At 70.6% G+C, this 21,457-nt stretch carries 23 protein-coding genes and 1 tRNA gene; 16 read left to right on the forward strand and 8 right to left on the reverse strand.

Annotated elements, in window-relative coordinates; all coding sequences use genetic code 11:
- Positions 1 to 126: 126 nt before the first annotated feature.
- Positions 127 to 1,494: an FAD-binding oxidoreductase gene (locus tag ACTWP9_RS11990; RefSeq protein WP_443246054.1), complete on the forward strand. Its 1,368-nt coding sequence runs from the start codon at positions 127 to 129 to the stop codon at positions 1,492 to 1,494.
- Between the two features lie 110 nt (positions 1,495 to 1,604).
- On the opposite strand, the gene ACTWP9_RS11995 is transcribed toward ACTWP9_RS11990, so the two are convergent.
- Both ACTWP9_RS11995 and ACTWP9_RS12000 read right to left on the reverse strand, forming a co-directional pair.
- Entirely contained in the window at positions 1,605 to 1,853 is a 249-nt protein-coding gene (locus ACTWP9_RS11995) for a hypothetical protein (protein WP_443246055.1), read from the reverse strand.
- A 198-nt stretch (positions 1,854 to 2,051) separates the two neighbouring features.
- The gene (locus ACTWP9_RS12000) at positions 2,052 to 2,462 is read right to left on the reverse strand and encodes an SsgA family sporulation/cell division regulator (protein ID WP_443246056.1); all 411 of its coding nucleotides are present in this window, start codon (positions 2,460 to 2,462) and stop codon (positions 2,052 to 2,054) included.
- Between the two features lie 379 nt (positions 2,463 to 2,841).
- Between ACTWP9_RS12000 and ACTWP9_RS12005 the strand changes: the two genes are divergently transcribed.
- Entirely contained in the window at positions 2,842 to 4,701 is a 1,860-nt protein-coding gene (locus tag ACTWP9_RS12005) for an RDD family protein (RefSeq protein WP_443246057.1), read from the forward strand.
- 132 nt (positions 4,702 to 4,833) lie between these two features.
- Entirely contained in the window at positions 4,834 to 5,580 is a 747-nt protein-coding gene (locus tag ACTWP9_RS12010) for an RDD family protein (protein ID WP_443246058.1), read from the forward strand.
- 85 nt (positions 5,581 to 5,665) lie between these two features.
- Here the strand turns inward: ACTWP9_RS12010 and ACTWP9_RS12015 are convergent, their stop codons facing one another.
- A complete protein-coding gene (locus ACTWP9_RS12015) occupies positions 5,666 to 5,989 on the reverse strand; it encodes a hypothetical protein (RefSeq protein WP_443246059.1) in 324 nt (107 codons plus the stop codon).
- A 706-nt stretch (positions 5,990 to 6,695) separates the two neighbouring features.
- Here ACTWP9_RS12015 and ACTWP9_RS12020 point away from each other — a divergent pair.
- Positions 6,696 to 7,157 (forward strand): hypothetical protein, encoded by a 462-nt coding sequence (locus tag ACTWP9_RS12020; RefSeq protein WP_443246060.1) that lies wholly within the window; start codon positions 6,696 to 6,698, stop codon positions 7,155 to 7,157.
- A gap of 118 nt (positions 7,158 to 7,275) precedes the next feature.
- Here the strand turns inward: ACTWP9_RS12020 and ACTWP9_RS12025 are convergent, their stop codons facing one another.
- Both ACTWP9_RS12025 and ACTWP9_RS12030 read right to left on the reverse strand, forming a co-directional pair.
- Entirely contained in the window at positions 7,276 to 7,869 is a 594-nt protein-coding gene (locus tag ACTWP9_RS12025; protein WP_443246061.1) for an isochorismatase family protein, read from the reverse strand.
- 212 nt (positions 7,870 to 8,081) lie between these two features.
- Complete coding sequence (locus tag ACTWP9_RS12030; protein ID WP_443246235.1) at positions 8,082 to 9,401, reverse strand: nicotinate phosphoribosyltransferase; 1,320 nt, start codon at positions 9,399 to 9,401, stop codon at positions 8,082 to 8,084.
- 218 nt (positions 9,402 to 9,619) lie between these two features.
- Between ACTWP9_RS12030 and clpS the strand changes: the two genes are divergently transcribed.
- The 8 genes from clpS (at position 9,620) to ACTWP9_RS12070 (ending at position 15,674) form a co-directional block, all read left to right on the forward strand.
- Complete coding sequence (gene clpS, locus ACTWP9_RS12035; RefSeq protein WP_443246062.1) at positions 9,620 to 9,934, forward strand: ATP-dependent Clp protease adapter ClpS; 315 nt, start codon at positions 9,620 to 9,622, stop codon at positions 9,932 to 9,934.
- Positions 9,934 to 10,653, forward strand: coding sequence for a DUF2017 domain-containing protein (locus ACTWP9_RS12040; protein WP_443246063.1), 720 nt, complete (start codon positions 9,934 to 9,936; stop codon positions 10,651 to 10,653). The genes clpS and ACTWP9_RS12040 overlap by 1 nt, the downstream gene beginning before the upstream one ends.
- 310 nt (positions 10,654 to 10,963) lie before the next feature.
- Positions 10,964 to 12,484, forward strand: coding sequence for an amino acid permease (locus tag ACTWP9_RS12045; protein ID WP_443246064.1), 1,521 nt, complete (start codon positions 10,964 to 10,966; stop codon positions 12,482 to 12,484).
- Positions 12,485 to 12,642: 158 nt separating this feature from the next.
- Positions 12,643 to 13,083 (forward strand): Mov34/MPN/PAD-1 family protein, encoded by a 441-nt coding sequence (locus ACTWP9_RS12050; protein WP_443246065.1) that lies wholly within the window; start codon positions 12,643 to 12,645, stop codon positions 13,081 to 13,083.
- Between the two features lie 89 nt (positions 13,084 to 13,172).
- Positions 13,173 to 13,283, forward strand: a complete 111-nt coding sequence (locus ACTWP9_RS12055; RefSeq protein WP_372446451.1) for a putative leader peptide — start codon at positions 13,173 to 13,175, stop codon at positions 13,281 to 13,283.
- A gap of 167 nt (positions 13,284 to 13,450) precedes the next feature.
- Complete coding sequence (locus tag ACTWP9_RS12060; RefSeq protein ID WP_443246066.1) at positions 13,451 to 13,747, forward strand: MoaD/ThiS family protein; 297 nt, start codon at positions 13,451 to 13,453, stop codon at positions 13,745 to 13,747.
- Positions 13,747 to 14,697: a PLP-dependent cysteine synthase family protein gene (locus ACTWP9_RS12065; protein ID WP_443246067.1), complete on the forward strand. Its 951-nt coding sequence runs from the start codon at positions 13,747 to 13,749 to the stop codon at positions 14,695 to 14,697. Before ACTWP9_RS12060 ends, ACTWP9_RS12065 begins: the two co-directional genes overlap by 1 nt.
- 215 nt (positions 14,698 to 14,912) lie before the next feature.
- A complete protein-coding gene (locus ACTWP9_RS12070; protein ID WP_443246236.1) occupies positions 14,913 to 15,674 on the forward strand; it encodes an MBL fold metallo-hydrolase in 762 nt (253 codons plus the stop codon).
- A gap of 99 nt (positions 15,675 to 15,773) precedes the next feature.
- Here the strand turns inward: ACTWP9_RS12070 and ACTWP9_RS12075 are convergent, their stop codons facing one another.
- A complete protein-coding gene (locus ACTWP9_RS12075) occupies positions 15,774 to 17,075 on the reverse strand; it encodes a PTS transporter subunit EIIC (protein ID WP_443246068.1) in 1,302 nt (433 codons plus the stop codon).
- A 199-nt stretch (positions 17,076 to 17,274) separates the two neighbouring features.
- Here ACTWP9_RS12075 and ACTWP9_RS12080 point away from each other — a divergent pair, with 199 nt between their 5' ends.
- From ACTWP9_RS12080 to rdgB, 4 genes are all read left to right on the forward strand, one after another.
- A complete protein-coding gene (locus ACTWP9_RS12080) occupies positions 17,275 to 17,559 on the forward strand; it encodes a glucose PTS transporter subunit EIIB (protein ID WP_443246237.1) in 285 nt (94 codons plus the stop codon).
- A gap of 141 nt (positions 17,560 to 17,700) precedes the next feature.
- Positions 17,701 to 18,426 (forward strand): ribonuclease PH, encoded by a 726-nt coding sequence (rph, locus tag ACTWP9_RS12085; protein WP_443246069.1) that lies wholly within the window; start codon positions 17,701 to 17,703, stop codon positions 18,424 to 18,426.
- A gap of 161 nt (positions 18,427 to 18,587) precedes the next feature.
- Positions 18,588 to 18,977 carry a hypothetical protein gene (locus ACTWP9_RS12090; protein WP_443246070.1) on the forward strand — a complete coding sequence of 130 codons (390 nt, stop codon included), beginning with the start codon at positions 18,588 to 18,590 and terminating at the stop codon, positions 18,975 to 18,977.
- A 65-nt stretch (positions 18,978 to 19,042) separates the two neighbouring features.
- On the forward strand, positions 19,043 to 19,657 hold the full coding sequence (rdgB, locus tag ACTWP9_RS12095; RefSeq protein ID WP_443246071.1) for an RdgB/HAM1 family non-canonical purine NTP pyrophosphatase: 615 nt from the start codon (positions 19,043 to 19,045) through the stop codon (positions 19,655 to 19,657).
- Positions 19,658 to 19,789: 132 nt separating this feature from the next.
- Here rdgB and ACTWP9_RS12100 read toward each other — a convergent pair.
- A tRNA-Leu gene (locus ACTWP9_RS12100) sits at positions 19,790 to 19,871 on the reverse strand.
- Between the two features lie 65 nt (positions 19,872 to 19,936).
- A complete protein-coding gene (locus ACTWP9_RS12105) occupies positions 19,937 to 21,442 on the reverse strand; it encodes an MFS transporter (protein WP_443246072.1) in 1,506 nt (501 codons plus the stop codon).
- Positions 21,443 to 21,457 lie beyond the last annotated feature (15 nt).

Consider the following 21,457-nt stretch of genomic DNA (forward strand, 5'->3'; position numbering starts at 1 on the left):
AAAAACAAAGGGGGCGTGCCCCCACAAGCACCGGCAGGCAGCCAAAAACGAAACGAGGCGTGCCCCCACAAGCGACGGGCCCCGACAAGGCTTCCCCGCAAAGGAGGCGGCTGCCAAGGTGAGGGCATGAGCAAGCTCATCGCGCGGCTCCGCAAGGAACTCCCCGCAGAGGCGGTGCTGACAGACCCCGACGTACTCCGGTCGTACGCCAACGACATGGCGAGCTTCTGCCCCGCAGGGGCACCCGCCGCACTCGTCGTACCCCGCAACGTGGAGCAGGTGCAACACACCATGCGGACGGCGAACGACCTGCGGGTCCCAGTGGTCCCGCAGGGCGCCCGCACGGGCCTCTCCGGCGCGGCCAACGCGACGGACGGCTGCGTACTGCTCTCCCTCACCAGAATGGACCGCATTCTGGAGATCAACCCCGTCGACCGGATCGCCGTCGTGGAGCCGGGCGTCATCAACGCCCGGCTCTCCCGCGCGGTGGCCGAGCACGGCCTGAGCTATCCGCCCGATCCCTCCAGCTGGGAGATGTGCACCATCGGCGGCAACATCGGCACCGGCTCCGGCGGCCTGTGCTGTGTGAAGTACGGCGTCACCGCCGAGTACGTGCTCGGCCTCGACGTCGTCCTCGCCGACGGACGGCTGCTGTCCACCGGCCGCCGCACGGCCAAGGGCGTCGCAGGCTACGACCTCACCCGGCTGATCGTCGGCTCCGAGGGCAGCCTCGGCATCGTCGTACGGGCCACCCTCGGGCTGCGTGCGGAGCCGCCGCAACAGCTCGCGCTGGCCGCCGAGTTCCCCTCGACGGCCGCTGCCTGCGACGCCGTGTGCCGGATCATGGAGGCGGGCCACACGCCCGCGCTGCTGGAGCTGATGGACCGCACCACGCTGCGGGCCGTCAACGACATGACGAAGATGGGCCTGCCCGAGACCACCGAGGCGCTGCTGCTCGCCGCCTTCGACACCCCCGAGCCGGCGCCGGAGCTGAAGGCGGTGGGCGAACTGTGCACGGCGGCGGGCGCGAGCGAGGTGGTGCCCGCCGAGGACGCCGCGGAGTCCGAACTGCTCCTCCAAGGGCGCCGCGCCGCGCTGACCGCGCTGGAAGCGGTCAAGGGCACCACGATGATCGACGACGTGTGCGTACCGCGGAGCCGGCTGGCCGACATGCTGGACGGAACGGCCGAGATCGCCGAGCGGTACGGACTGACCATCGGGGTCTGTGCGCACGCGGGTGACGGCAACACCCACCCCACCGTCTGCTTCGACGCCGCCGACGAGGACGAGTCCCGCCGCGCCCGCCAGTCCTTCGACGAGATCATGGAGTTGGGCCTGAAGCTGGGCGGGACGATCACCGGCGAGCACGGTGTCGGCGTGCTGAAGAAGGACTGGCTGGCCCAGGAATTGGGCGAGGTCAGCCTGGAACTCCACCGGGCCGTCAAAGCCGCCTTCGACCCGAACGGCATTCTCAACCCGGGCAAGGTCTTCTGACGGCCGCGCGGCGGACCTGAACAGCCGAGGGCCGGGCCGGCGGAGTGTCCGTCGGCCCGGCCCTCGAAAGGGCGGCCGGAGCGCTGGTCCCGCACGTCCGGCCGCAGGGTTCAGCGTTCGAGCCAGAGGTCCAGGTACCAGGGGCCGTTCACCCCGTCCTGCCAGCAGGCGAAGCCGGAGTACTTGTCCGTCTTCTCCAGCTTTTGGCCCCACTGTATGCACTGCTTCTCGCCCGCGGTCTTGACGGTCTCGTCCGGCTTGGTCGGGCCGTCGCTCGCCTGGGCGCTCATGGCGGTCATACCGGAGAAGGCGGCGACGCCGGCGACGGCGAGGGCCAGCTTCGTGAACTTCTTGCGCATGTCTCTCCTAGCGAAGTGGTACCGGACTGTGCGCAGGGTTCGATGGCGGGTCCGGCACAAAAGTTCACGGCGCGCGGTTTTTTCTCGCGGCCGGCTGATGCCGGCCGGAGCCCTGGCCGCCCTGCTGTTCCGAGAGCGCCATGACCTGCCTCCGGCGGACGGGGAGCCCGGCCCGGTCGCCTGAGGCATCCAGCCCGCTCACCGCTCCAGCAGTTCGCTCAGCTGCTCGTCCAGTCCCAGCACTTCCGGCTCGCTGCCCGGCGGCACCACCCGCAAGGTCCGCTCCAGCCAGGCCGCCACCACAGGGGAGGGCGTCTCCAGCAGCGCGTCGCCGTTCGGTGAGCTGAGCGCCAGGCACAGCACGTTGCGCCCGCCCACGCACGTCGGCCACACCCGTACGTCGCCGTCCCCGCACGGCTGAGCCAGCCCCTCCACCAGCAGTTCGCGCGCGAACGTCCAGTGGACGGGGGTCTCGGAGTGGATATGGAAGGCCATGTGGACGGCATACGGGTCGTCCGGGCGGTAGCTGAGCCGTGCCGGTACGGCAACGCTGCGCTCCGGTGCGAGGACGAGCCTCGCCTCCACTTCGCGTTCGACGACGGTGTGCATACGGTGCGCCCTTTCCTCTGATCCCCTGTTCCTCTGCGTGGGCCGCTGCGAGCGACCCGCACGGGGGAAGAGACCGCTGGACGCTGTTTCTTACACGGGTTCGCGGGGTTTTTCACCGGGCGCTCCGGGGATTTGTTCGCCGGGTGCCCGGGGGCGCCGGGCGGCTCCTGGGTCGCTCGAAGGCGGGCTTACCTGCCGTCTGCTTCCTCCCTGCGCGGTCTTCTTCGTTACTGTCCTCCTTACCGTCCTTCTCGGACAGGTGGAGGATCCCGCCGCACAGTCGGCGGCGGGACACGAGGCCGCGCAGCAGCGGCCTGGACAAGAGCGTCGTGCGTGAGGGGAGTTGGGGGTTGTGGGACCCTCCGGTACTCATGGTGAGGTGCCCCGTGCCGGGTACTATCCGGATCCGTCCATCCCCGGATACATCCGCTACTGGAACGGTTCGTCCTGGGTGCCCGGCACCAGCCGCCCCGAGCCACGTGAGGGTGAACCCATGCCCGCGCCGCCGCCGGTGGCGTCCTCGCCCGCCACGGCTCCCGCGCCTCCGGCCACCGCCGATCAGGAGGGCCCCGCGGGACCGCCGAGCCCTCCGCGCTCCTCCTCGGACGAGACCGGCCCGGTCTTCCTGGACGAGGACGGCGAAGGCGAAGGTGGCGAGCGCCGCGCCCGTGGCCTCCAGCAGCCGGTCCCGGGTCCGGAGCCTGCCGCGTCGTCCGGGGCCTCCGGACCTGCCGCGGCCGCTCCCAGCTGGCAGCCGTCCGGGACGCCGCAGGGCGGATTCGGACCGCCCGCGGCCGACCCGCGGGGCGACTGGGGCAACGAAGGCCGGGCATCCGGCCGTACGGAAAGCGAGTCCGCCACCCCGACGCGTGCGAGCACAGCGGAGTCCGGACCGGCCGGTGCCGGTGGCGCCGGGGAACTCCCCGGCCAGGGCGGGCGCGAGAAGACGGTCGGCCTGCGCCGCTCCGAGGTGCTCCGCACCGGTGACCGGGCCCCACAGGCAGGCGTCCCCTCCCAGCCGTCCCCGTCCCCCGCATCCCAGTCGTCGCCCGCATCCCAGTCGTCCCCCGCGTCTTCGTCGTCCCCCGCACCGGGGAGCGCCCCCGGCCCGCGCGTCCCGGGCCAGGCAACCGGTTCCGGCCAGGCCCCGACGGCACCGAGCGCCCCCGAACAGCCCTCCGCCACCGGAACGCCCCCGGCGCGCCCCGGCGACCAGCCCGGACAGCGCGGTGCCGCGGGCACGGTCCCCGCGCAGGGCCCGGGCCACACCCAGGCCGCTCAGCGCGTGCCCGGCCAGGCCACCGGCGGACCCGGACAGAGCGCGGCACCCGGCGGTACGCACCAGGGCCCGGCCGCGACGGGCGGAGCCGCGGCACCGGCCGCCGCGGGCGGCGCGGCTTCCGGGCCACAGGCAGCGGCCGCTTCCGCCGGGGTGGCGTCAGGCCCGCAGGTGTCCCGCCCCGCTGCCGGCGCCGGACAGGGCGCGGCACCGGCCGGGCTGCCGGGGCAGCGAGGAGAGCAGGGGCCACCCGCCGGGTTCGCTCCGGCGCCAGGGCCCGGTCAGGCGGCGCCGCTGCCGGCCCAGCAGGGCGGCGGCGGGCCGGAGGCCGGTCCCTCCTGGTCGCAGCCCGCGGGGCTGCCCGCACAGCCGCAGTCCGGCGGTCCGGACGCCGTCACGCCGTGGCGGCCACCCGCCGACGACCCGTTCGCTCGGGCCGCACGCCAGGAGGCACGGCCCGGGGCGCTGGGCAAGCGGCTCGGCGCGCGGCTCGTCGATCTGGTCCTCACCCTGGGCGTGGGGGCAGGTGCCGCGTTCCCGTTCGTGGGCAAGGCCGTCGACCACATCAACGCCAAGATCGAGGCGGTCGAGCAGGCGGGCGTGACCCAGCGGGTGTGGCTGATCGACGGCACCACGGGCAGCTATCTGGCCCTGGTCGTGGGCGCACTGCTCGTCTTCGGGCTGCTCTACGAGGTCCTGCCGACGGCCCGTTGGGGCCGTACGCTCGGCAAGAAGCTGTTCGGGCTCTCGGTGGTGAACATCGAGGGCTACGGGAAGCCCGCCTTCGGCAGGTCCGTACTGCGCTGGCTGGTGCACGGCGTGCTGGGACTGCTGGTCATCGGGCTGGTCAACGCCGTGTGGTGCCTGTTCGACCGGCCCTGGCGGCAGTGCTGGCACGACAAGGTGGCCGGGACGTTCGTCGCCAAGGGCAGCGCGGGAGACAGCGAGATCAGGCTGTAACGACTGGGACGACCGGGGCGTGACGACCGGAGTGTGCGGACCGGGCGCCCGAAGGAGTGCCGTCCCGCGAGCGGGTACCCCGAACAGCCCGCCCCGGATGCGGCGGGTCCACGAGGGCTGTGCACTCGGGCCATGAGCACGGAGCAGCCGGAGAACGACCCGTTCCGGAAGCCGCAGGAGCCGCAGCCGCCGCAGGGGCCCGAACGCCCTGCGGCGGGCGGAGAGGCGCCCGGCCAGGAGCCTCCCGACCAGGAGCTGCCGGGCCGGGAGTCCCCACCGCCCGGCGGTCCTGGTATGCCGTACGGGAATCCTCCGCCACCTCCCGCGGGCGGCGGGCCGGGTGGCGGCTTCGGGGATGCGCCGGGCGGCGGCTACGGCGGCGGTCGCGGGAGCCCGTACGACAACCCCTACGGCGGTCCCGAAGGTGCCGCAGACCCGCTGGCAGGGATGCCGCCGTTGGCGTCCCGCGGCAAGCGGCTGCTGGCGCGCATCATCGACGCGCTGCTGATCGCCATTCCGATCGGCATCATCGCGGGCGTGGTCGAAGGGGGTTATTCGACCGACGAGGGCATCAGCTACTGGCCTCAGCTCAGTTACACCCTCGTCTACTTGCTCTACGAGGGCCTGATGCTGACGAACTCGGGCCAGACGGTCGGCAAGAAGCTGATGCGCGTCCGGGTGGCCATGTTGCAGAACGGCGCCGTACCGGCGGGCGCGCCCGGCTGGCTCCGGGCTGCCGTCTACCAGATCCCGCCGCTGGTGCCCTGCGTGGGCTCGCTGTTCTGGCTGGTGAACGTGCTCTTCTGCACCTGGGACAAGCCCTATCAGCAGTGCCTGCACGACAAGACGGCGCGCACGGTGGTGGTCGCGGCGGACTGACGAACAGCGCCGGGGCCGCGGGCATGAGCGAGCGCTTCCCCCGGCGCCGTTGCCGGGGGAGCGCCAGGATCGTTCGCCGGGCTCGTCAGTGGCGGGCTCCCAGGCCCGCCGTCGCCGCGGGCGCCGGGGCGGCGGAAGCCGCGTGCTGGGCGGGCACGGGGTCGGGCCGGGCGGCGGGGGAGCGAGTGCCGGCTGCGGCGTCGGCACGGGCGACCACCCGGTGCCGCTTGGGTGTTGGCCTGGTGGAAGGGGCGGTCAGTGCCACCAGCAGGCCAAGTGCGAGGGCCGCGAACGCGATCACGGCGATCCAGCCGCCAGAACGTGTCTCGGAGAGCAGCAGCATGGCGAGTGTGGAGCACACGACGGTGGCCGAGCCGTAGGCCAGTTGGGCAGGGTTCGGACGCGGCATGGCGGATCCGTCCTCGGGGGAGTGGGCACGGTCTGAACGTGTGAACAGGTCGTTGTGCGCTACGCGTTGCCTCGGTACAAACGGGGCGCCATCGAACGACTCTACGGTCCGGCATGCCCTGGCGGAAAGCGCGGCAAGCGTGAGCTGACCCACGCCTTAGTTGCACGGGGGGCGCACTGACGCACTTGGCTCCGGCTGTCCCAACTAGCGGACAGCAGAGGGGTCTTGCGCGAGTCGTGCGGGGCTCGCGTCCGGCGCTGGGCGCAACGCTGGCTCACAAGCGGCACACGCGCCCCGTACCGATGTTCGCACCCGCTATCTGATGGGGAGTTGGAGATTCCGCTTCCGCAACCGGTGGCGGCGATCTTCATGGTTGCCAGCGGTCGGCCCAATGGCGACATGAAAAATGGTCGGCCCTTCAACCACCGAGGATAAACAGCTCAAAAGGGTCGAAACTGGGTGACAGGGCGGTGCGGCTACTGACCGTAAGGGGGCCGCGAAGATCCACAAATGGGTCGCTGGGCACAGATGCTCGACGGCTGTGCAACCCAGGTATGAATTTGTTTGCATCGTTGCAGGTCAAAACATGATCATCCGTTACCCCCTGGCGATCGGCGCTCGATCGCGTTTAGATGCACCGTGGGGCTGCCTCGCGGCGGCCCCGTATCGACCGACCCGAACGAGTCTCACGGGGGAGATGGTGATCATGTCAGGAGGCGGATTCGTCAGGCTTCCGGACGGCAGCGTGATCGTCGCGCTGACGCTTCCGGTGCCACGCGAGCCGCACGGCACCGTGCCCGGTGCCGGCACCCGCCGCTCCGCCGCGGCAGCCCCGGCGGGCCGCGCCGGGCTGGTGCCGGCCTCGCGGCGCTGGTCGGCGTTCGCGGACGAACCGCACACGGTGCGTGAGGCGACGGTACGCAGACCCTGTGAGGAGCAACGCGTCCGCGTGCTGGTGCACGCAGGCAACCGTGCCCGCGCCCTGACCAGGCTGCGGAACCTCGGGCTGCGTGCGATCTATCTGCGCGGCAACACGGAGCCGCCCACCGCGGACGAGGTCACGGCGGTCCTGCACCACCCAGAGGGCCTGGTCTGGCGCGCCGTCCCCGACGACGACCGCAACTCCTGGCGCCCGATCGCAGCCCTGCTACGCGTCACCCCCGCGTAACCCCGCGCCCCGAAGGGGCGCGGGGAACTGCGCGATCAGCCACAACCGCACCCGTAGTCGGCACTCGACGAAAGGTCCACGACGGGACTCCGCCAAAGGCCCCCGCGCGGGGGAAGTGCTAGGAGGCAGCAACCACGGGCTTACCGGTCAGCTCGACCCCCGCATCGCGGAGCTCGTCCAGCGCGCGCTGGACGGTCTCCTCGGAGACCCCCGCGGTCAGATCCAGCAGCACCTGCGTACGGAAGCCCTCCCGCGCGGAGTCCAGGGCGGTCTCGCGCACGCAGTGATCCGTGGCGATGCCGACGATGTCGACCTCGGTCACCTCCCGCTCGCGCAGCCAGTCCGCCAGCGCGACGCCGTTCTCGTCGGCGCCCTCGAAGCCGCTGTACGCGGCGGTGTAGGCGCCCTTGTCGAAGACGGCCTCGATGGAGCCCGAGGCGACTGCGGGGGTGAAGTTGGGGTGGAAGCCCACGCCCTCGGTGCCCGCCACGCAGTGCGGCGGCCAGGAGCGCCGGAAGTCCGGATCGGCGGAGAAGTGGTCGCCCGGATCGATGTGTGTGTCCCGGGTCGCGACGACATGGCGGTATCCGGCGGAGGCGTCCCCGACCAGGTCGGTGATGGCGGCCGCGACATCGGCGCCGCCCGCGACGGCGAGGCTGCCGCCTTCGCAGAAGTCGTTCTGCACGTCCACGACGATCAATGCCCGGTGCATGGTGCACACCCTTCGGCTGGTGGGTCGGCTGGGAGAGGACGGTCCGTGACCGGCGGCCGTTGCGAGTCATCGGCAGGCGTCGGGCGTCGCGCGCCAGGCGTCGGAAGCTTCGGACAGCGTCCGGAAACCGCCGTCACGTCCGAGACTAGACACTTCAGGGGCCCGGCGGCAGTGGAACGACGCCGGTATGCGGCTCGGGCCCGTACCGGGGGTTACACGTGCTCGACCGGCAGCACGGGTTCTCCGCGGGAGAGCTGGGCCGCGGACATCGGGAGCCGGGCGCGGGCCGCGCGGTGGCGCTCCCGGGCGGCGTCCAGGGGTTCGCGGCCGACGACGGTGCCCCGGTCGATCAGCTTCACCTGGAGCAGCTGCCCGGCCAGCTCGGGCGGTACGTCGCCGGTGCCCACCACCTCCGCCTCGGCCACGCCCTCCGCGTCCACCGGGCGGGCCGCCCACTTGGCGCCGCCGATGGAGGTCTTGCCGCCCGTCGAGCGCTTGGCCACCGCGCGGAGCGGGGCACCGGGCTCTTCGGAGTCGGCGCGGGCCACCAGCTTGTAGACCATCGAGCAGGTCGGGTGGCCGCTGCCGGTGACCAGCTGGGTGCCGACGCCGTACGCGTCCACGGGGGCCGCGGCCAGCGAGGCGATGGCGTACTCGTCCAGGTCGCTGGTGACCACGATCCGGGTCCGGTCCGCGCCCAGCTCGTCCAGCTGCTGGCGTACCCGGTGGGCAACCAGCAGCAGGTCACCGGAGTCGATACGGACGGCACCGAGATCCGGGCCCGCCACCTCCACGGCTGTACGGACCGCCTCGGCCACGTCGTAGGTGTCCACCAGCAGCGTCGTACCGCTGCCCAGCGACTCGACCTGCGCGGTGAACGCGTCCCGTTCGGTGTCGTGCAGCAGGGTGAAGGCGTGGGCGCTGGTGCCCACGGTGGGGATGCCGTAGCGGAACCCGGCGGCCAGGTCGGAGGTGGTGTCGAAGCCGCCCACATAGGCGGCGCGGGCCGCCGCGACGGCGCCGAGCTCGTGGGTGCGCCGGGCGCCCATCTCGATCAGCGGACGCCCTGCGGCGGCGACGGCCATCCGGGAGGCGGCGGCTGCCACGGCCGAGTCGTGGTTGAGGATGGAGAGGACCACCGTCTCCAGCAGCACGCACTCGGCGAACGTCCCCTCCACCCGCAGGATGGGCGAGCCGGGGAAGTAGACCTCGCCTTCCGGGTAGCCGAGGATGTCGCCCTTGAAGCGGTAGTCGGCGAGCCACCGAAGGGTCGGCTCGTCCACCACACGTGTCTCGCGCAGGAAGTCGAGCAGCTGCTCGTCGAAGCGGAAGTTCTCCACCGCGTCCAGCACTCGCCCGGTGCCCGCGACGACGCCGTAGCGGCGGCCCTCGGGGAGCCGGCGGGTGAAGACCTCGAAGACGGAGCGCCGCTCGGCCGTCCCGGCGCGCAGTGCGGCCTGGAGCATGGTCAGCTCGTACTGGTCGGTGAACAGCGCGGTGGAGGGCACGGCCACCGGCAGCCCCGTCTCCATCCGCCGGGCGTGTTCCTGCCGGGCGTCCTCCACGGCCTGCCTGTGGTCTTCCGCCTGCCGGGAGTCGTGCGGGGGCTGCCCTGTGGGGGAATCCAGCACTGCTGCCTCACCTCGTGTGTTCGGGTCGCTCATTGCGAGCGTACCCCGGATCTCGTCAGCTTGACGATATACGGTGACCGGGGGTGCTGTTTGGGCGGCCCCGGGCGCAGGGTGGCAGCATGGGACCTGTGAGTGTCGCCACCCCAACGGAGATCGAGCGCCCGGAGACCACCGAGGAACCCGTACAGGTTCCCGAGCCGGATGTGCCCTGGGTGACCGTCGTGCACAACGACCCGGTCAACCTCATGAGCTATGTGACGTACGTGTTCCAGGCGTACTTCGGCTATTCGAAGGAGAAGGCGAAGAAGCTGATGCTCGACGTCCACCACAAGGGACGCGCCATCGTCTCCAGCGGTACCCGCGAGGAGATGGAGCGCGACGTGCAGGCCATGCACGGCTACGGACTGTGGGCCACGCTCACCCAGGACCGCTGATGGCAGGGCACTTCGAGCCGACCGAGGAAGGTGGCGCCGCCATCGCGCTGGACGAGGTGGAGATCTCGATCCTGCGCAGTCTGGCGGTGCAGTTGCTGGAGCTGATCGGCCCCGGCAGCGAGCCCGCCGACCAGCCGCGCCCACCGCAGGAGGCCGGGCCCGGCGGACCGGGCGAGGGCTCGGCGAGGGGCGAGGGCGGCAGCCTGGAGGACGAGCTGGCGGGTATCGAGGCCGTCTCCTGGCCGCCGTTCGCCGACGGCCCCAGCGAGCCGCCCGCCGATCCGGCGCTGGCCCGGCTCTTCCCGGACGCCTACGGCCCCGGGCCGGACACCACGCCTCCCGAGGACCTGGCAGCGGACAGCGACGAGGCGGCGCGGGCGAAGCGCGACCGGGCGGCGTCCGCGGAGTTCCGCCGCTACACGGAGAACGACCTGCGGGCCCGCAAGCGGGCGGACGGGCTGGCCGTGGTGCGTGCGCTGGACGCGCTGACGCCGGGGGAGCGGGGGGCCGTGCTCACCCTCACCTCGCAGGAGTCCAAGCAGTGGCTGGGCGCTCTCAACGATCTGCGGCTGGCCATCGGTACCCGCCTCGAGGTGAGCGACGACAGCGACGACGAGCTGTACCAGCTGGCCGACTCCGACGAACGTAAGCCCATGGTGATGGCCTATCTGTGGCTGGGCGGTCTTCAGGAGACCTTGGTCGAGACGCTGATGTCGTGACATGTCCCGATGACGAACGGCCGCCGCTTGTGCAGTTGTTCGGTAATCGGAGAGCAAAATCCTCTTAACGAACACATCACGTCCGGAACCTTCCGGGCGTGATGTCCTTCTCTGCCCTTTCTTTCCGTGAGTCGAGTCACGCGTCGGGGACAGCCCTCCGTGGTACACCTGCACGGATCCGCTGTCCGCCGGGCACACCCCTGCCCGCACAGCGGTGCACCGCCGGCCGATCGTCGGCACGCACAACTCCACCGGGGGGATCGGGACCCGATCCGGAAGGGCCGGATCGGAATGGAGAAAGGCGCACCACATGACCTCCGAGCAGGTCGCGGACGGCAGGGGGAAACCCGCATCCGCAAGCACGGGCGGAAGCAGCGGCGCGGCCGGGCCTTCCGACGAGGGCTACCAGCGAGGGCTGGGCAGCCGCCAGGTCCAGATGATCGCCATCGGCGGTGCCATCGGTGTCGGCCTGTTCATGGGAGCCGGGGCGAACATCGCCAAGGCCGGACCCAGCATCATCCTGATGTACGCCCTGGCGGGCGTCGTCATCTTCTTCATCATGCGGGCGCTCGGCGAACTGCTGATGTACCGCCCGGTCTCCGGCAGTTTCGCGGAGTACGCCCGGGAGTTCCTGGGGCCGTTCTTCGGCTTCGTGACGGGCTGGACCTACTGGCTGCTGTGGGTCGTGACCGGCATGGCCGAGCTCACCGCGGCGGCGATCTACATCCACTACTGGTTCCCGGACATCCCGCAGTGGGTCAGCGCGCTGGTCTTCCTGGTGGTGCTGTTCGGGGTGAACCTGATCTCGGTGAAGGTCTTCGGCGAGGTCGAGTTCTGGTTCTCGATGATCAAGGTGACCGCGATCATCGGCATGATCGTGATCGGTCTCGGCGTGCTCACCCTGGGCTTCTCGCAGGCCGGTGAGACCGCTGCCGTCAGCAACCTGTGGGCCCACGACGGCTTCTTCCCGACCGGCATCGGATCCAGCCTGATGACGCTGCAGGGCGTGATGTTCGCCTACATCGCGGTGGAACTCGTCGGTATCACCGCGGGCGAGAGCCAGGACCCGGAGACGACACTGCCCAAGGCGATCAACACGCTGCCGTGGCGCATCATCATCTTCTACGTCGGCTCGCTCGTCGTGATCCTGTCCGTGGTCAAGTGGACCGAGTTCTCCGACGGCGTCAGCCCCTTCGTGGCCGCGTTCGGCAAGATCGGCATTCCGCTCGGTGCCGGCATCGTCAACTTCGTCGTGCTGACCGCCGCGCTCTCCTCCTGCAACTCCGGTATGTACTCCACCGGCCGCATGCTGCGTGACCTGGCGGAGAACAAGGAAGCCCCCGGCTACTTCGAGCGCCTGAACAAGCGGCAGTCCCCCGCGGCGGGCATCACCATCTCGGTGCTGCTCATGGGCCTCGGCGTGGTGCTCAACTATGTGGTGCCGGAGAAGGCGTTCGCCTACGTGACCTCGGTCGCCACCGCGTGCGGCATCTGGACCTGGATGATGATCCTCGTCAGCCACCTGATGTACCGGCGCGCCGTCGTCGCGGGACGGCTGCCGAAGTCCTCGTTCCCCGCACCGGGCGGCAGCGTCTTCACTTGGGTCGCGCTGCTCTTCCTCACCATGGTGCTGGTGATCGTGGCACTCGACGAGACGGCGCGGATCTCGCTGTACGTCGGCGCCGGCTGGGCCGTGCTGCTGGGCGCGTACTGGCTGCTGCACGCCCGTCGGACCGCGTACGCGCACCGCTCCTCGCTGCCCGCGCTCAAGACGCCGGTGACCGCGAGCGCCGGCAAGCTCGAGCCCGAGGCCGCCACCGGCCAGGACTGAGGCCGCCACCGGCCCGGGCCCAGGAGGGTCCGGGCGCCGGGGCAGCAGGGCCGGACCGTACTGCTCAGGCGTACGGTCCGGCCCTTCGTACGCTCCCGGACGGGCGGCGGGGGTGGGGGCGCGGACGGGTGTGCGCAGGCGCGCATATCCTGGCGGTCATGCTGACCATCACCCAGGAGCTGCACGACCGGATCGTCGCCCACGCCCGCGCGGACCACCCCGACGAGGCGTGCGGCGTGATCGCGGGCCCGGTCGGCGAGGGCCGGCCCGAGCGCTTCGTCCCGATGCTGAACGCGGCGCGCTCGCCCACCTTCTACGAGTTCGACTCGACCGATCTGCTCAAGCTCTACCGCGAGATGGACGACCGCGACGAGGAACCCGTCGTGATCTACCACTCGCACACCGCCACCGAGGCGTACCCGTCCCGTACGGACATCTCCTACGCCAACGAGCCCGGTGCGCACTACGTCCTCGTCTCCACCGCCGAGTGCGGCAACGACGAGGGTCCGTTCTCCTTCCGCTCGTTCCGCATCGTGGACGGCAAGGTGACCGAGGAAGAGGTCGAGGTTGTCGAGAGCTACGGAGATCAGGGCTCCTGAGAGCCGCTGACCGGCGTCCATGAGACGGATCGGTCCGCATCATGAAACTCACATCCGATTCCGCCGCCAGGAATCGTTACGATGAGCCCATGGTTGTCCACGACGTGAGCGCATTCGAGAAGACCCCGGGCATGCTGCTCGTGGCGCGCCTGCACGTCGACCTGTGCCGCCTCGCCAGCGCGATCTGTCCACCGGCCTGACGCGTGCCCGCTCGGGTGGCCTGTCGCGCGCCCGCCCGGCCCGTCAGTACGCCCTGCCCGCGGTACGGGGCCCGCGCTGCGCCCGCAGCTGCTTCCCCGGTCACCGCCGGGTGGTACCCAGCCCGCCGAACAGCCAGCCCTCTTTCCTCTCCGACGGGAGCACTCTCATGGCCATCGAGGTCCGCATTCCGACCATCCTCCGCACCTACACCGACGGCCAGAAAGCGGTCGAGGGCAGTGGCGACACCATCGGTGAGCTCTTCGCCGACCTGGAGAGCCGCCACACCGGAATCCAGGACCGCCTGGTGAACGGCGGTGAGCTGCGCCGCTTCGTGAACGTCTACCTCAACGACGAGGACGTGCGCTTCCTGGACGGCATCACCACCAAGGTCAGCGACGGCGACAGCGTGACGATTCTTCCGGCAGTTGCCGGAGGCGCTCCGATGGCTGGGGCCATGCGCTGATGCGCTACGACTCCCCGCTCGACGCCGTCGGCAACACACCCCTCGTACGGCTCCCGAGGCTCTCGCCCTCCGAGGACGTACGGATCTGGGCGAAGCTGGAGGACCGCAACCCCACCGGCTCCGTCAAGGACCGTCCGGCCCTGCACATGGTCGAACAGGCCGAGAAGGACGGCCGGTTGCAGCCCGGCTGCACCATCCTGGAGCCGACCTCCGGCAACACCGGCATCTCGCTGGCGATGGCGGCCAGGCTCAAGGGCTACCGCATCGTCTGCGTCATGCCGGAGAACACCAGCGAGGAGCGGCGCCAGCTGCTGGCCATGTGGGGCGCGGAGATCATCGCGTCCCCCGCGGCGGGCGGCTCCAACACGGCGGTACGGGTGGCCAAGGAACTGGCGGCCGAGCACCCGGACTGGGTGATGCTCTACCAGTACGGCAATCCCGACAACGCGGGCGCGCACTACGCCACCACCGGCCCCGAGATCCTCGCCGACCTGCCGTCGGTCACCCACTTCGTGGCGGGCCTGGGCACCACCGGCACGCTGATGGGCGCGGGCCGCTATCTGCGCGAGCACCGTCCCGACATCCAGATCGTCGCCGCCGAGCCGCGCTACGACGACCTGGTCTACGGGCTGCGCAACCTGGACGAGGGCTTCGTCCCCGAGCTGTACGACGAGTCCGTGCTGACCACCCGCTTCTCGGTCGGCTCCGCGGACGCGGTCACCCGCACCAGGGAACTCCTCGCGCAGGAGGGCATCTTCGCGGGCGTCTCCACGGGCGCGGCGCTGCACGCCGCGATCGGTGTCGGCCGCAAGGCGCTCCGCGCCGGGGAGAGCGCCGACATCGTCTTCCTCGTCGCCGACGGCGGCTGGAAGTACCTTTCGACGGGCCTCTACACCGCCGACTCCGACGAAGCCGCCATCGCCACCGTCCAGGGCCAGCTCTGGGCCTGAGGGCGAACGCTCGGGTTGCGGAGATCTTTTTCCTCCCCCAGCCTCCGGCCGGGGGAGGTCGGCCGACCCCGCGCTTCGCTACCCCGGGCTGGTGATTCCGCCCACACCACCGCCCCATCGAGGAGCCACCCCGTCCTGCGCGGCTTACGCTCGGAAGTCCCCTCGTCAACGACATGGGGACCGTCCAGCAGGCCGTCAACGGAGGTTTCCACTCCATGAAGCTCACCGTCGTCGGCTGTTCGGGGTCGTTTCCGTCCACGGAATCGGCCTGTTCGAGCTATCTCGTCGAGGCCGACGGTTTCCGGTTGCTCCTGGACATGGGCAATGGGGCGCTCGGTGAGCTCCAGCGGCACTGCGGCCTCTACGACCTCGACGTGATCGCGCTCAGCCATCTCCACGCCGACCACTGCATCGACATGTGCGGCTACTTCGTCGCCCGCTACTACCGCCACGAGGGCGGCCGTTGCGGCCCCATCCCGGTCCACGGCCCGCCCGGCACCGAGCAGCGGCTCACCACGGCGTACGCCGACACACCGTCCGACTCGTCGATGAGCGAGGTCTTCAGCTTCCGCACCCTCTCCGCCGGCGGCAGCTTCGACGCGGGCCCGTTCCGGGTGCGTACGGAGCTGGTCGACCATCCGGTGGAGGCGTACGCCTTCCGGGTCGAGCACAAGGAGAGCGGCCGGGTCCTGACGTATTCGGGTGACACCGGCCCGTGCCCCCAGCTCGAACTCGCTGCCCGGGACGCCGATCTGTTCCTGTGCGAGGCGTCCTTCACGGACGGCAAGGAGCAGATCCCCGGTCTCCATCTCAACGGCCGGGAGGCCGGGGAGACCGCAGCGCGGGCCGGCGCCGCCCGGCTGGTGCTCACACACGTACCGCCGTGGACGGACCCGCAGATCAATCTCCGGGACGCCAAAGCGGTGTTCGCGGGGCCGGTCGAGCTGGCCCGGCCGGGGGCCGTGTACGAGATCTGAGCCCTCCGGTCCGGAACGGACGGAGCCCCTCCCCCTGACGGTTGTCCGGGGCTGGGCCCACTCGTCCGAGATGTAGTCGATGAACGCGGGGCTGCGCGGTTACCGCGTCACCTCGTCCTCGATCTCCTCCGCGACATCCTCCGGCTCCCGGCCCGGGGTCTTCAGGTCGAACTTGGAGATCACAGCGCGGAAGAGCACGTAATAGATCACTGCGAAGCCCAGCCCGATCGGGATGATCAGCCATGGCTTGGTGGCCAGGCTCCAGTTGATGACGTAGTCGATCAGTCCGGCCGAGAAGCTGAACCCGTCATGGACGCCCAGCGCCCAGGTCAGCGCCATCGAGACGCCGGTCAGCAGTACGTGGATGACGTACAGCACCGGGGCGACGAACAGGAACGAGAACTCGATCGGCTCGGTGACCCCGGTGACGAACGAGGTCAGCGCGGTCGAGAGCATCAGCCCGCCGACCACCTTGCGCCGCTCGGGGCGGGCCGCGTGCGTGATGGCCAGCGCGGCGGCCGGCAGCGCGAACATCATGATCGGGAAGAAGCCCGAGAGGAACTGTCCCGCGCTCGGATCGCCCGCCAGGAAGCGGTTGATGTCGCCGTGCACGACCTCGCCGTCCGGCTTCTTGTAGCTCCCGAACTGGAACCACATGAAGGTGTTCAGGAACTGGTGCATGCCGATCGGGATGAGCGCCCGGTTGGCGACGCCGAAGATGCCCGCACCCCAGGCGCCCAGGTCCGTCATCCACTTCGAGAAGCTGGTGAGCCCGTCACCGATCGGCGGCCACACCCACTGGCACAGCACCGCGAAGACCAGCGCGACGAAGGCCATGATGATCGGCACCAGCCGCCGCCCGTTGAAGAAACCGAGCCAGTCCACCAGCTTCACCCGGTGGAAGCGCTGCCAGAACCACGCCGACAGCAGCCCGACGACGATCCCGCCGAAGACGCCCGGGTTCTGGAAGGCCGCCGCGCCGGCCGCGGTGCCGTCCTTGGCCAGACAGGTGCCCTGCTCGGTGTCGAAGCTGGAACCGGAGGGGCAGGTGGGGAACTGCTGAAGGATGTTGTAGTAGACGAGAAAGCCGGCGACGGCGGCCAGCGCGGTCGAGCCGTCCGCCTTCTTGGCCATGCCGATGGCCACGCCCACGCAGAACAGCAGCGGCAGTCCGAGCGCCGAGTCCAGCAGCGCGCCGCCCGCGCCCTGGAAGACCTTGGCGACGTCCGTCCAGCCCAGGCCGTCGTCCCCGAAGATGTCCGGCTGGCCGAGCCGGTTGAGGATGCCGGCGGCCGGGAGCACCGCGATGGGGAGCTGAAGGCTGCGCCCCATCTTCTGCAAGCCCTGGAAGAAGGTGGAGGTCCACCTCCTCCCCGGCCCGGCTGCGGCGTTGGCGCTCACGACCTCCTCCTGACTGGTCGGCCCCTCGTCCGCCGACCGGGCGGCTGACGCCTACTGGCGTAGACCATTAGCGGTGCGGGCGTGCTCGCCGGTACGGCGGCGGGCGTACCCACGTCGCCACTATCCGTCATCATTCGCCAGACAGTGCACCGGCGCTCGCATAGCTGGGCTGATCGTGGGCTAACGTGACAAAAAGCCACTGCGTCAGCAGCGCCACGGCGTCCACCGGGCGGGAACTCAGGAGAAGGACATGGCCAGCAAGGCTGAGAAGATCGTCGCCGGACTCGGCGGGCTCGACAACATCGAGGAGGTCGAGGGCTGTATCACCCGCCTCCGCACCGAGGTCAACGACGCCTCCCTCGTCGACGAGGTCGCCCTGAAGGCCGCGGGCGCCCACGGCGTCGTCAAGATGGGCTCCGCGATCCAGGTGGTCATCGGCACCGACGCCGACCCCATCGCCGCCGAGATCGAAGACATGATGTGACCGCCGCCCTGCTTCTGCTGAAGGGGTGCCCCTGCCCGCCGCAACGGTGATCAGCGGAGACGGCGAGGGACCGGCGGGAAGCGGAGGCACCGCAACCACCACGTTCGGCCCAAGCCCCCGGCCAGGGATACGCTCGCACGCATGTCACGTATCGACGGCCGTAAGGCCGAGGAGCTGCGACCCGTCACCATCGAACGCGGTTGGAGCAAGCACGCCGAGGGTTCCGTCCTCGTCTCCTTCGGCGACACCCGGGTCCTGTGCACCGCCAGCCTGACGGAGGGCGTGCCCCGCTGGCGCAAGGGCAGTGGGGAGGGCTGGGTCACCGCGGAGTACGCCATGCTCCCGCGCGCCACCAACACCCGCGGCGACCGCGAGTCCGTACGCGGCCGGATCGGCGGCCGTACCCACGAGATCTCCCGTCTCGTGGGGCGCTCGCTGCGCGCCGTGGTGGACCACAAGGCGCTGGGCGAGAACACCATCGTGATCGACTGCGATGTGCTCCAGGCGGACGGCGGTACCCGTACCGCGGCGATCACCGGTGCGTACGTCGCGCTGGCCGACGCCGTCGCCTGGGCGCAGGAGCGCAAGCTCATCAAGGCCAAGGCCCAGCCGCTGACCGGCACCGTCGCCGCCGTCAGCGTCGGCATCATCGACGGCGTACCGATGCTCGACCTGCGGTACGAGGAAGATGTCCGCGCCGAGACGGACATGAACGTGGTCTGCACCGGTGACGGCCACTTCGTGGAGGTACAGGGCACCGCCGAGGGCGCACCGTTCGCCCGCGAGGAGCTCAACGGGCTGCTCGATCTCGCCGTCGCGGGCTGCGCCCAACTCGACGGTGCGCAGCGCACAGCACTGGGCCGCTGAAGCGGCAAGCACTGGGCCGCTGAAGAGGAAAGCCGGCGGGCACCGGAGTCGGTGCCCGGGGAACTTTGCCACCGCTTTACGCGTCTATCCGGGTGCGGGCCGCACGTGTCGTCGAACCGTGCGGTCCGACCAGTCTCGGTTTCAGGAAGGGGGGCGCAGAGGTGCCACGCAGCAAGACCGTCACCACAGCGGCAGCCATCACGGCCGTCGCACTGATCGCACCGATTTTGGCGAGTTGCTCGGCCGTCGACAAGGCGCTGGACTGCGCGAACACCGCCTCGTCCGTCGCCCGTTCGGTCGACGATCTCCAGCAGGCCGTCTCGGACGCGGGTGAGGACCCGACCCAGGCGGACAAGGCGCTGGACCGGATCGACAAGAACCTCAACAAGATCGACAAGGAGACGGACGACGGGGATGTCGGCAAGTCCGTCTCCCGGCTGCGGGAGGCGGTCGACAGCGTCCGCTCTGACGTGGAGGCAGGCCGCACACCACGGACCAAGCCGGTCTCCGACGCGGCCGACGAGCTGACGAAGGTCTGCACCCCGGGCTGAGCGTCGCCCCGCCCGGGGCCTCCCACCGACCGTCACCTCTCGGGCGGGCGCGATACTTGGTGGCCATGAGCACCAAGCGCCTGATCCTGGCCACCCGCAACGCCCACAAGGTCACCGAGCTGAAGGCGATCCTCGCCGACGCGGGCCTCGAACTGGACCTGGTGGGCGCCGACGCCTACCCCGAGGTGCCGGACGTCAAGGAGACGGGTGTGACGTTCGCGGAGAACGCCCTCCTCAAGGCGCACGCCCTCGCGAAGGCGACCGCGCTGCCCGCGGTCGCCGACGACTCCGGGCTCTGCGTGGACGTGCTCGGCGGGGCGCCCGGCATCTTCTCCGCACGTTGGGCCGGACGGCACGGGGACGACGGCGCCAATCTGGACCTGCTGCTCGCCCAGCTCGCCGACATCGACTCCGCACACCGGGGAGCGCACTTCGAGTGCGCCGCGGCCCTCGCGCTTCCCGACGGCACCGAACGGGTCGTCAGCGGTCGGCTGCGCGGCACCCTTCGGCACGCTCCCGCGGGCGACGGCGGCTTCGGCTACGACCCGGTCCTGCAGCCCGACGGCGAGACCAGGACGTGTGCCGAGCTCAGCCCTGCGGAGAAGAACGCAATCAGCCACCGTGGTGAGGCATTCCGCGCCCTCGTTCCCGCCGTACGGGAAATGCTCGCCCTCGGCTGACCCCGCACCGAGGTCCCCGATGTTCCCGGTGTCTTGCGCTTCGGATTCCGCAAGCCTCGGCAACGGAGAACGACGGGTGAGGAGTTCGCCGACGACTCCGCTCTGTGCGCCCGGCAACGGATGCGCCCGCGGTGCGCGAGGGGGGACTCGAACCCCCACGTCCGAAGACACCGGCACCTAAAGCCGTCCCGTCTACCAATTCCGGCACTCGCGCGCGCACGTATCGTACTGCGCCCGCACCCTGGTCCGCCGGGCCGGGGGCGGCGGTGCGGGCGGGTGTCAGAACGTGGGCCGGCTGGTTTCGGCCCGGACCAGGGCGCGGGCCTCCTCCTCGGTGCTGACCGAGGGCGGTGAGCCCGCGAGCGGCTGCCGCGCCGTCTCCTTCATCAAGGCCACCGCGACGATGCCGAGGACGGCCGCGCCCGAGGCGTAGTAGGCAGGGGCCAGCTTGTCGCCGGTGCTGTCGACCAGATACGTCATCACGCCCGGCGCGGTACCGCCGAACACCGCGGTCGCCACGTTGTAGCCGATGGAGAGCGAGCCGTAGCGCACGTCGGTGGGGAAGAGCGCGGGCAGCGTCGCCGACATGGTGCCCAGCAGACACACCAGACAGGCGCCGAGCGCCAGCAGCCCGATCAGCACCGCGCCGAAGCTGCCCTGCTGGAAGAGGGCGAAGGCGGGGATCGTCAGCACGACGAAGCCGATCATGCCGATCATCAGCACGGGCTTGCGGCCGAAGCGGTCGTTGAGGTGCCCGACCCGCTGGATCACCGCCGCCATCGCCACCATGGCGATGATGGCGGCGACCAGCTCCATCGAGTTCTCGTACCCGAGGGCGTCGGTCAGATAGGCGGGCATGTACGACAGGAGCATGTAGTCCGTGACGTTGTAGGCGGCCACCAGGCCGACGCAGAGCAGCAGCGTGCGCCACTGCTCGGTGAAGATCGACCTCAGCTCCTTCTGCGGCACGTTCTCCGACAGCCTCGGCTCGTCCGCCTCCACGGCGCTCGCCTCGGGGGAGTGCGACAGCTGCGCGGCCCGCTTCCGGAAGGCCGGGGTCTCGTCCAGCCGCATCCGCAGATACAGACCGACGACCCCGATGGGCCCACCGACCAGGAACGGGATGCGCCAGCCCCAGCGCAGCATCATGTCGTCGCCCAGCGCGGTGTTCAGCACCAGCACCAGCGCGGCCGCACCGGTGTATCCGATGAGCGTGCCCAGTTCCAGGAAGCTGCCGAAGTAGCCGCGCCGCTTGTCCGGCGCGTACTCGGCGATGAAGGTGGCAGCCCCTCCGTACTCGCCGCCGGTCGAGAAGCCCTGCACCAGCCGGCACACCAGCAGCAGCACGGGCGAGGCCGGCCCGATGGAGCTGTAGGAGGGGATCAGGCCGATGCAGAAGGTGCCGGCCGCCATCAGCACCATCGTCAACGCCAGCACCTTCTTGCGCCCGATGCGGTCGCCGAGCGGACCGAAGAACAGCCCGCCCAGCGGCCGGACCAGGAACGAGGCGGCGAAGGCGGTGAAGGAGGCCAGCAGTTGGGTGCTGCCGCCGGGGAAGAAGACCTTGCCGATGGTGACCGCGAGATAGGCGTAGATCCCGAAGTCGAACCACTCCATGGCATTACCGACGGCGGCGGCCTTGGTGGCGCGCTTGACCGTCGCCTCGTCCGTCACCGTGATGTCGCTACGACGGACCTTCGGTTTCCGTCGGCGTCCGACGGCGCGGAAGAGGTGCCGGTGCCGCTTGAGGGCAGCCGGGTCCTGAGGCTGATCCTCGTGCTTCATCCCTGAGGGGTACCA

The organism is Streptomyces sp. 3N207, assembly GCF_052246355.1.
Taxonomy (GTDB): domain Bacteria; phylum Actinomycetota; class Actinomycetes; order Streptomycetales; family Streptomycetaceae; genus Streptomyces.

What these genes read in the sequence shown, in the direction of transcription:
- ACTWP9_RS11995 (WP_443246055.1), bottom strand. Translation starts at nt 1,853, where the DNA reads ATGCGCAAGAAGTTCACGAAGCTGGCCCTCGCCGTCGCCGGCGTCGCC.
- ACTWP9_RS12010 (WP_443246058.1), top strand. Translation starts at nt 4,834, where the DNA reads ATGAGCACGGAGCAGCCGGAGAACGACCCGTTCCGGAAGCCGCAGGAG.
- ACTWP9_RS12045 (WP_443246064.1), top strand. Translation starts at nt 10,964, where the DNA reads ATGACCTCCGAGCAGGTCGCGGACGGCAGGGGGAAACCCGCATCCGCA.
- clpS (WP_443246062.1), top strand. Translation starts at nt 9,620, where the DNA reads ATGGGACCTGTGAGTGTCGCCACCCCAACGGAGATCGAGCGCCCGGAG.
- ACTWP9_RS12050 (WP_443246065.1), top strand. Translation starts at nt 12,643, where the DNA reads ATGCTGACCATCACCCAGGAGCTGCACGACCGGATCGTCGCCCACGCC.
- ACTWP9_RS12105 (WP_443246072.1), bottom strand. Translation starts at nt 21,442, where the DNA reads ATGAAGCACGAGGATCAGCCTCAGGACCCGGCTGCCCTCAAGCGGCAC.
- ACTWP9_RS11990 (WP_443246054.1), top strand. Translation starts at nt 127, where the DNA reads ATGAGCAAGCTCATCGCGCGGCTCCGCAAGGAACTCCCCGCAGAGGCG.
- ACTWP9_RS12070 (WP_443246236.1), top strand. Translation starts at nt 14,913, where the DNA reads ATGAAGCTCACCGTCGTCGGCTGTTCGGGGTCGTTTCCGTCCACGGAA.
- rph (WP_443246069.1), top strand. Translation starts at nt 17,701, where the DNA reads ATGTCACGTATCGACGGCCGTAAGGCCGAGGAGCTGCGACCCGTCACC.
- ACTWP9_RS12055 (WP_372446451.1), top strand. Translation starts at nt 13,173, where the DNA reads ATGGTTGTCCACGACGTGAGCGCATTCGAGAAGACCCCGGGCATGCTG.
- ACTWP9_RS12030 (WP_443246235.1), bottom strand. Translation starts at nt 9,401, where the DNA reads ATGGAGACGGGGCTGCCGGTGGCCGTGCCCTCCACCGCGCTGTTCACC.
- ACTWP9_RS12015 (WP_443246059.1), bottom strand. Translation starts at nt 5,989, where the DNA reads ATGCCGCGTCCGAACCCTGCCCAACTGGCCTACGGCTCGGCCACCGTC.
- ACTWP9_RS12025 (WP_443246061.1), bottom strand. Translation starts at nt 7,869, where the DNA reads ATGCACCGGGCATTGATCGTCGTGGACGTGCAGAACGACTTCTGCGAA.
- ACTWP9_RS12020 (WP_443246060.1), top strand. Translation starts at nt 6,696, where the DNA reads ATGTCAGGAGGCGGATTCGTCAGGCTTCCGGACGGCAGCGTGATCGTC.
- ACTWP9_RS12060 (WP_443246066.1), top strand. Translation starts at nt 13,451, where the DNA reads ATGGCCATCGAGGTCCGCATTCCGACCATCCTCCGCACCTACACCGAC.
- rdgB (WP_443246071.1), top strand. Translation starts at nt 19,043, where the DNA reads ATGAGCACCAAGCGCCTGATCCTGGCCACCCGCAACGCCCACAAGGTC.
- ACTWP9_RS12000 (WP_443246056.1), bottom strand. Translation starts at nt 2,462, where the DNA reads ATGCACACCGTCGTCGAACGCGAAGTGGAGGCGAGGCTCGTCCTCGCA.
- ACTWP9_RS12040 (WP_443246063.1), top strand. Translation starts at nt 9,934, where the DNA reads ATGGCAGGGCACTTCGAGCCGACCGAGGAAGGTGGCGCCGCCATCGCG.
- ACTWP9_RS12065 (WP_443246067.1), top strand. Translation starts at nt 13,747, where the DNA reads ATGCGCTACGACTCCCCGCTCGACGCCGTCGGCAACACACCCCTCGTA.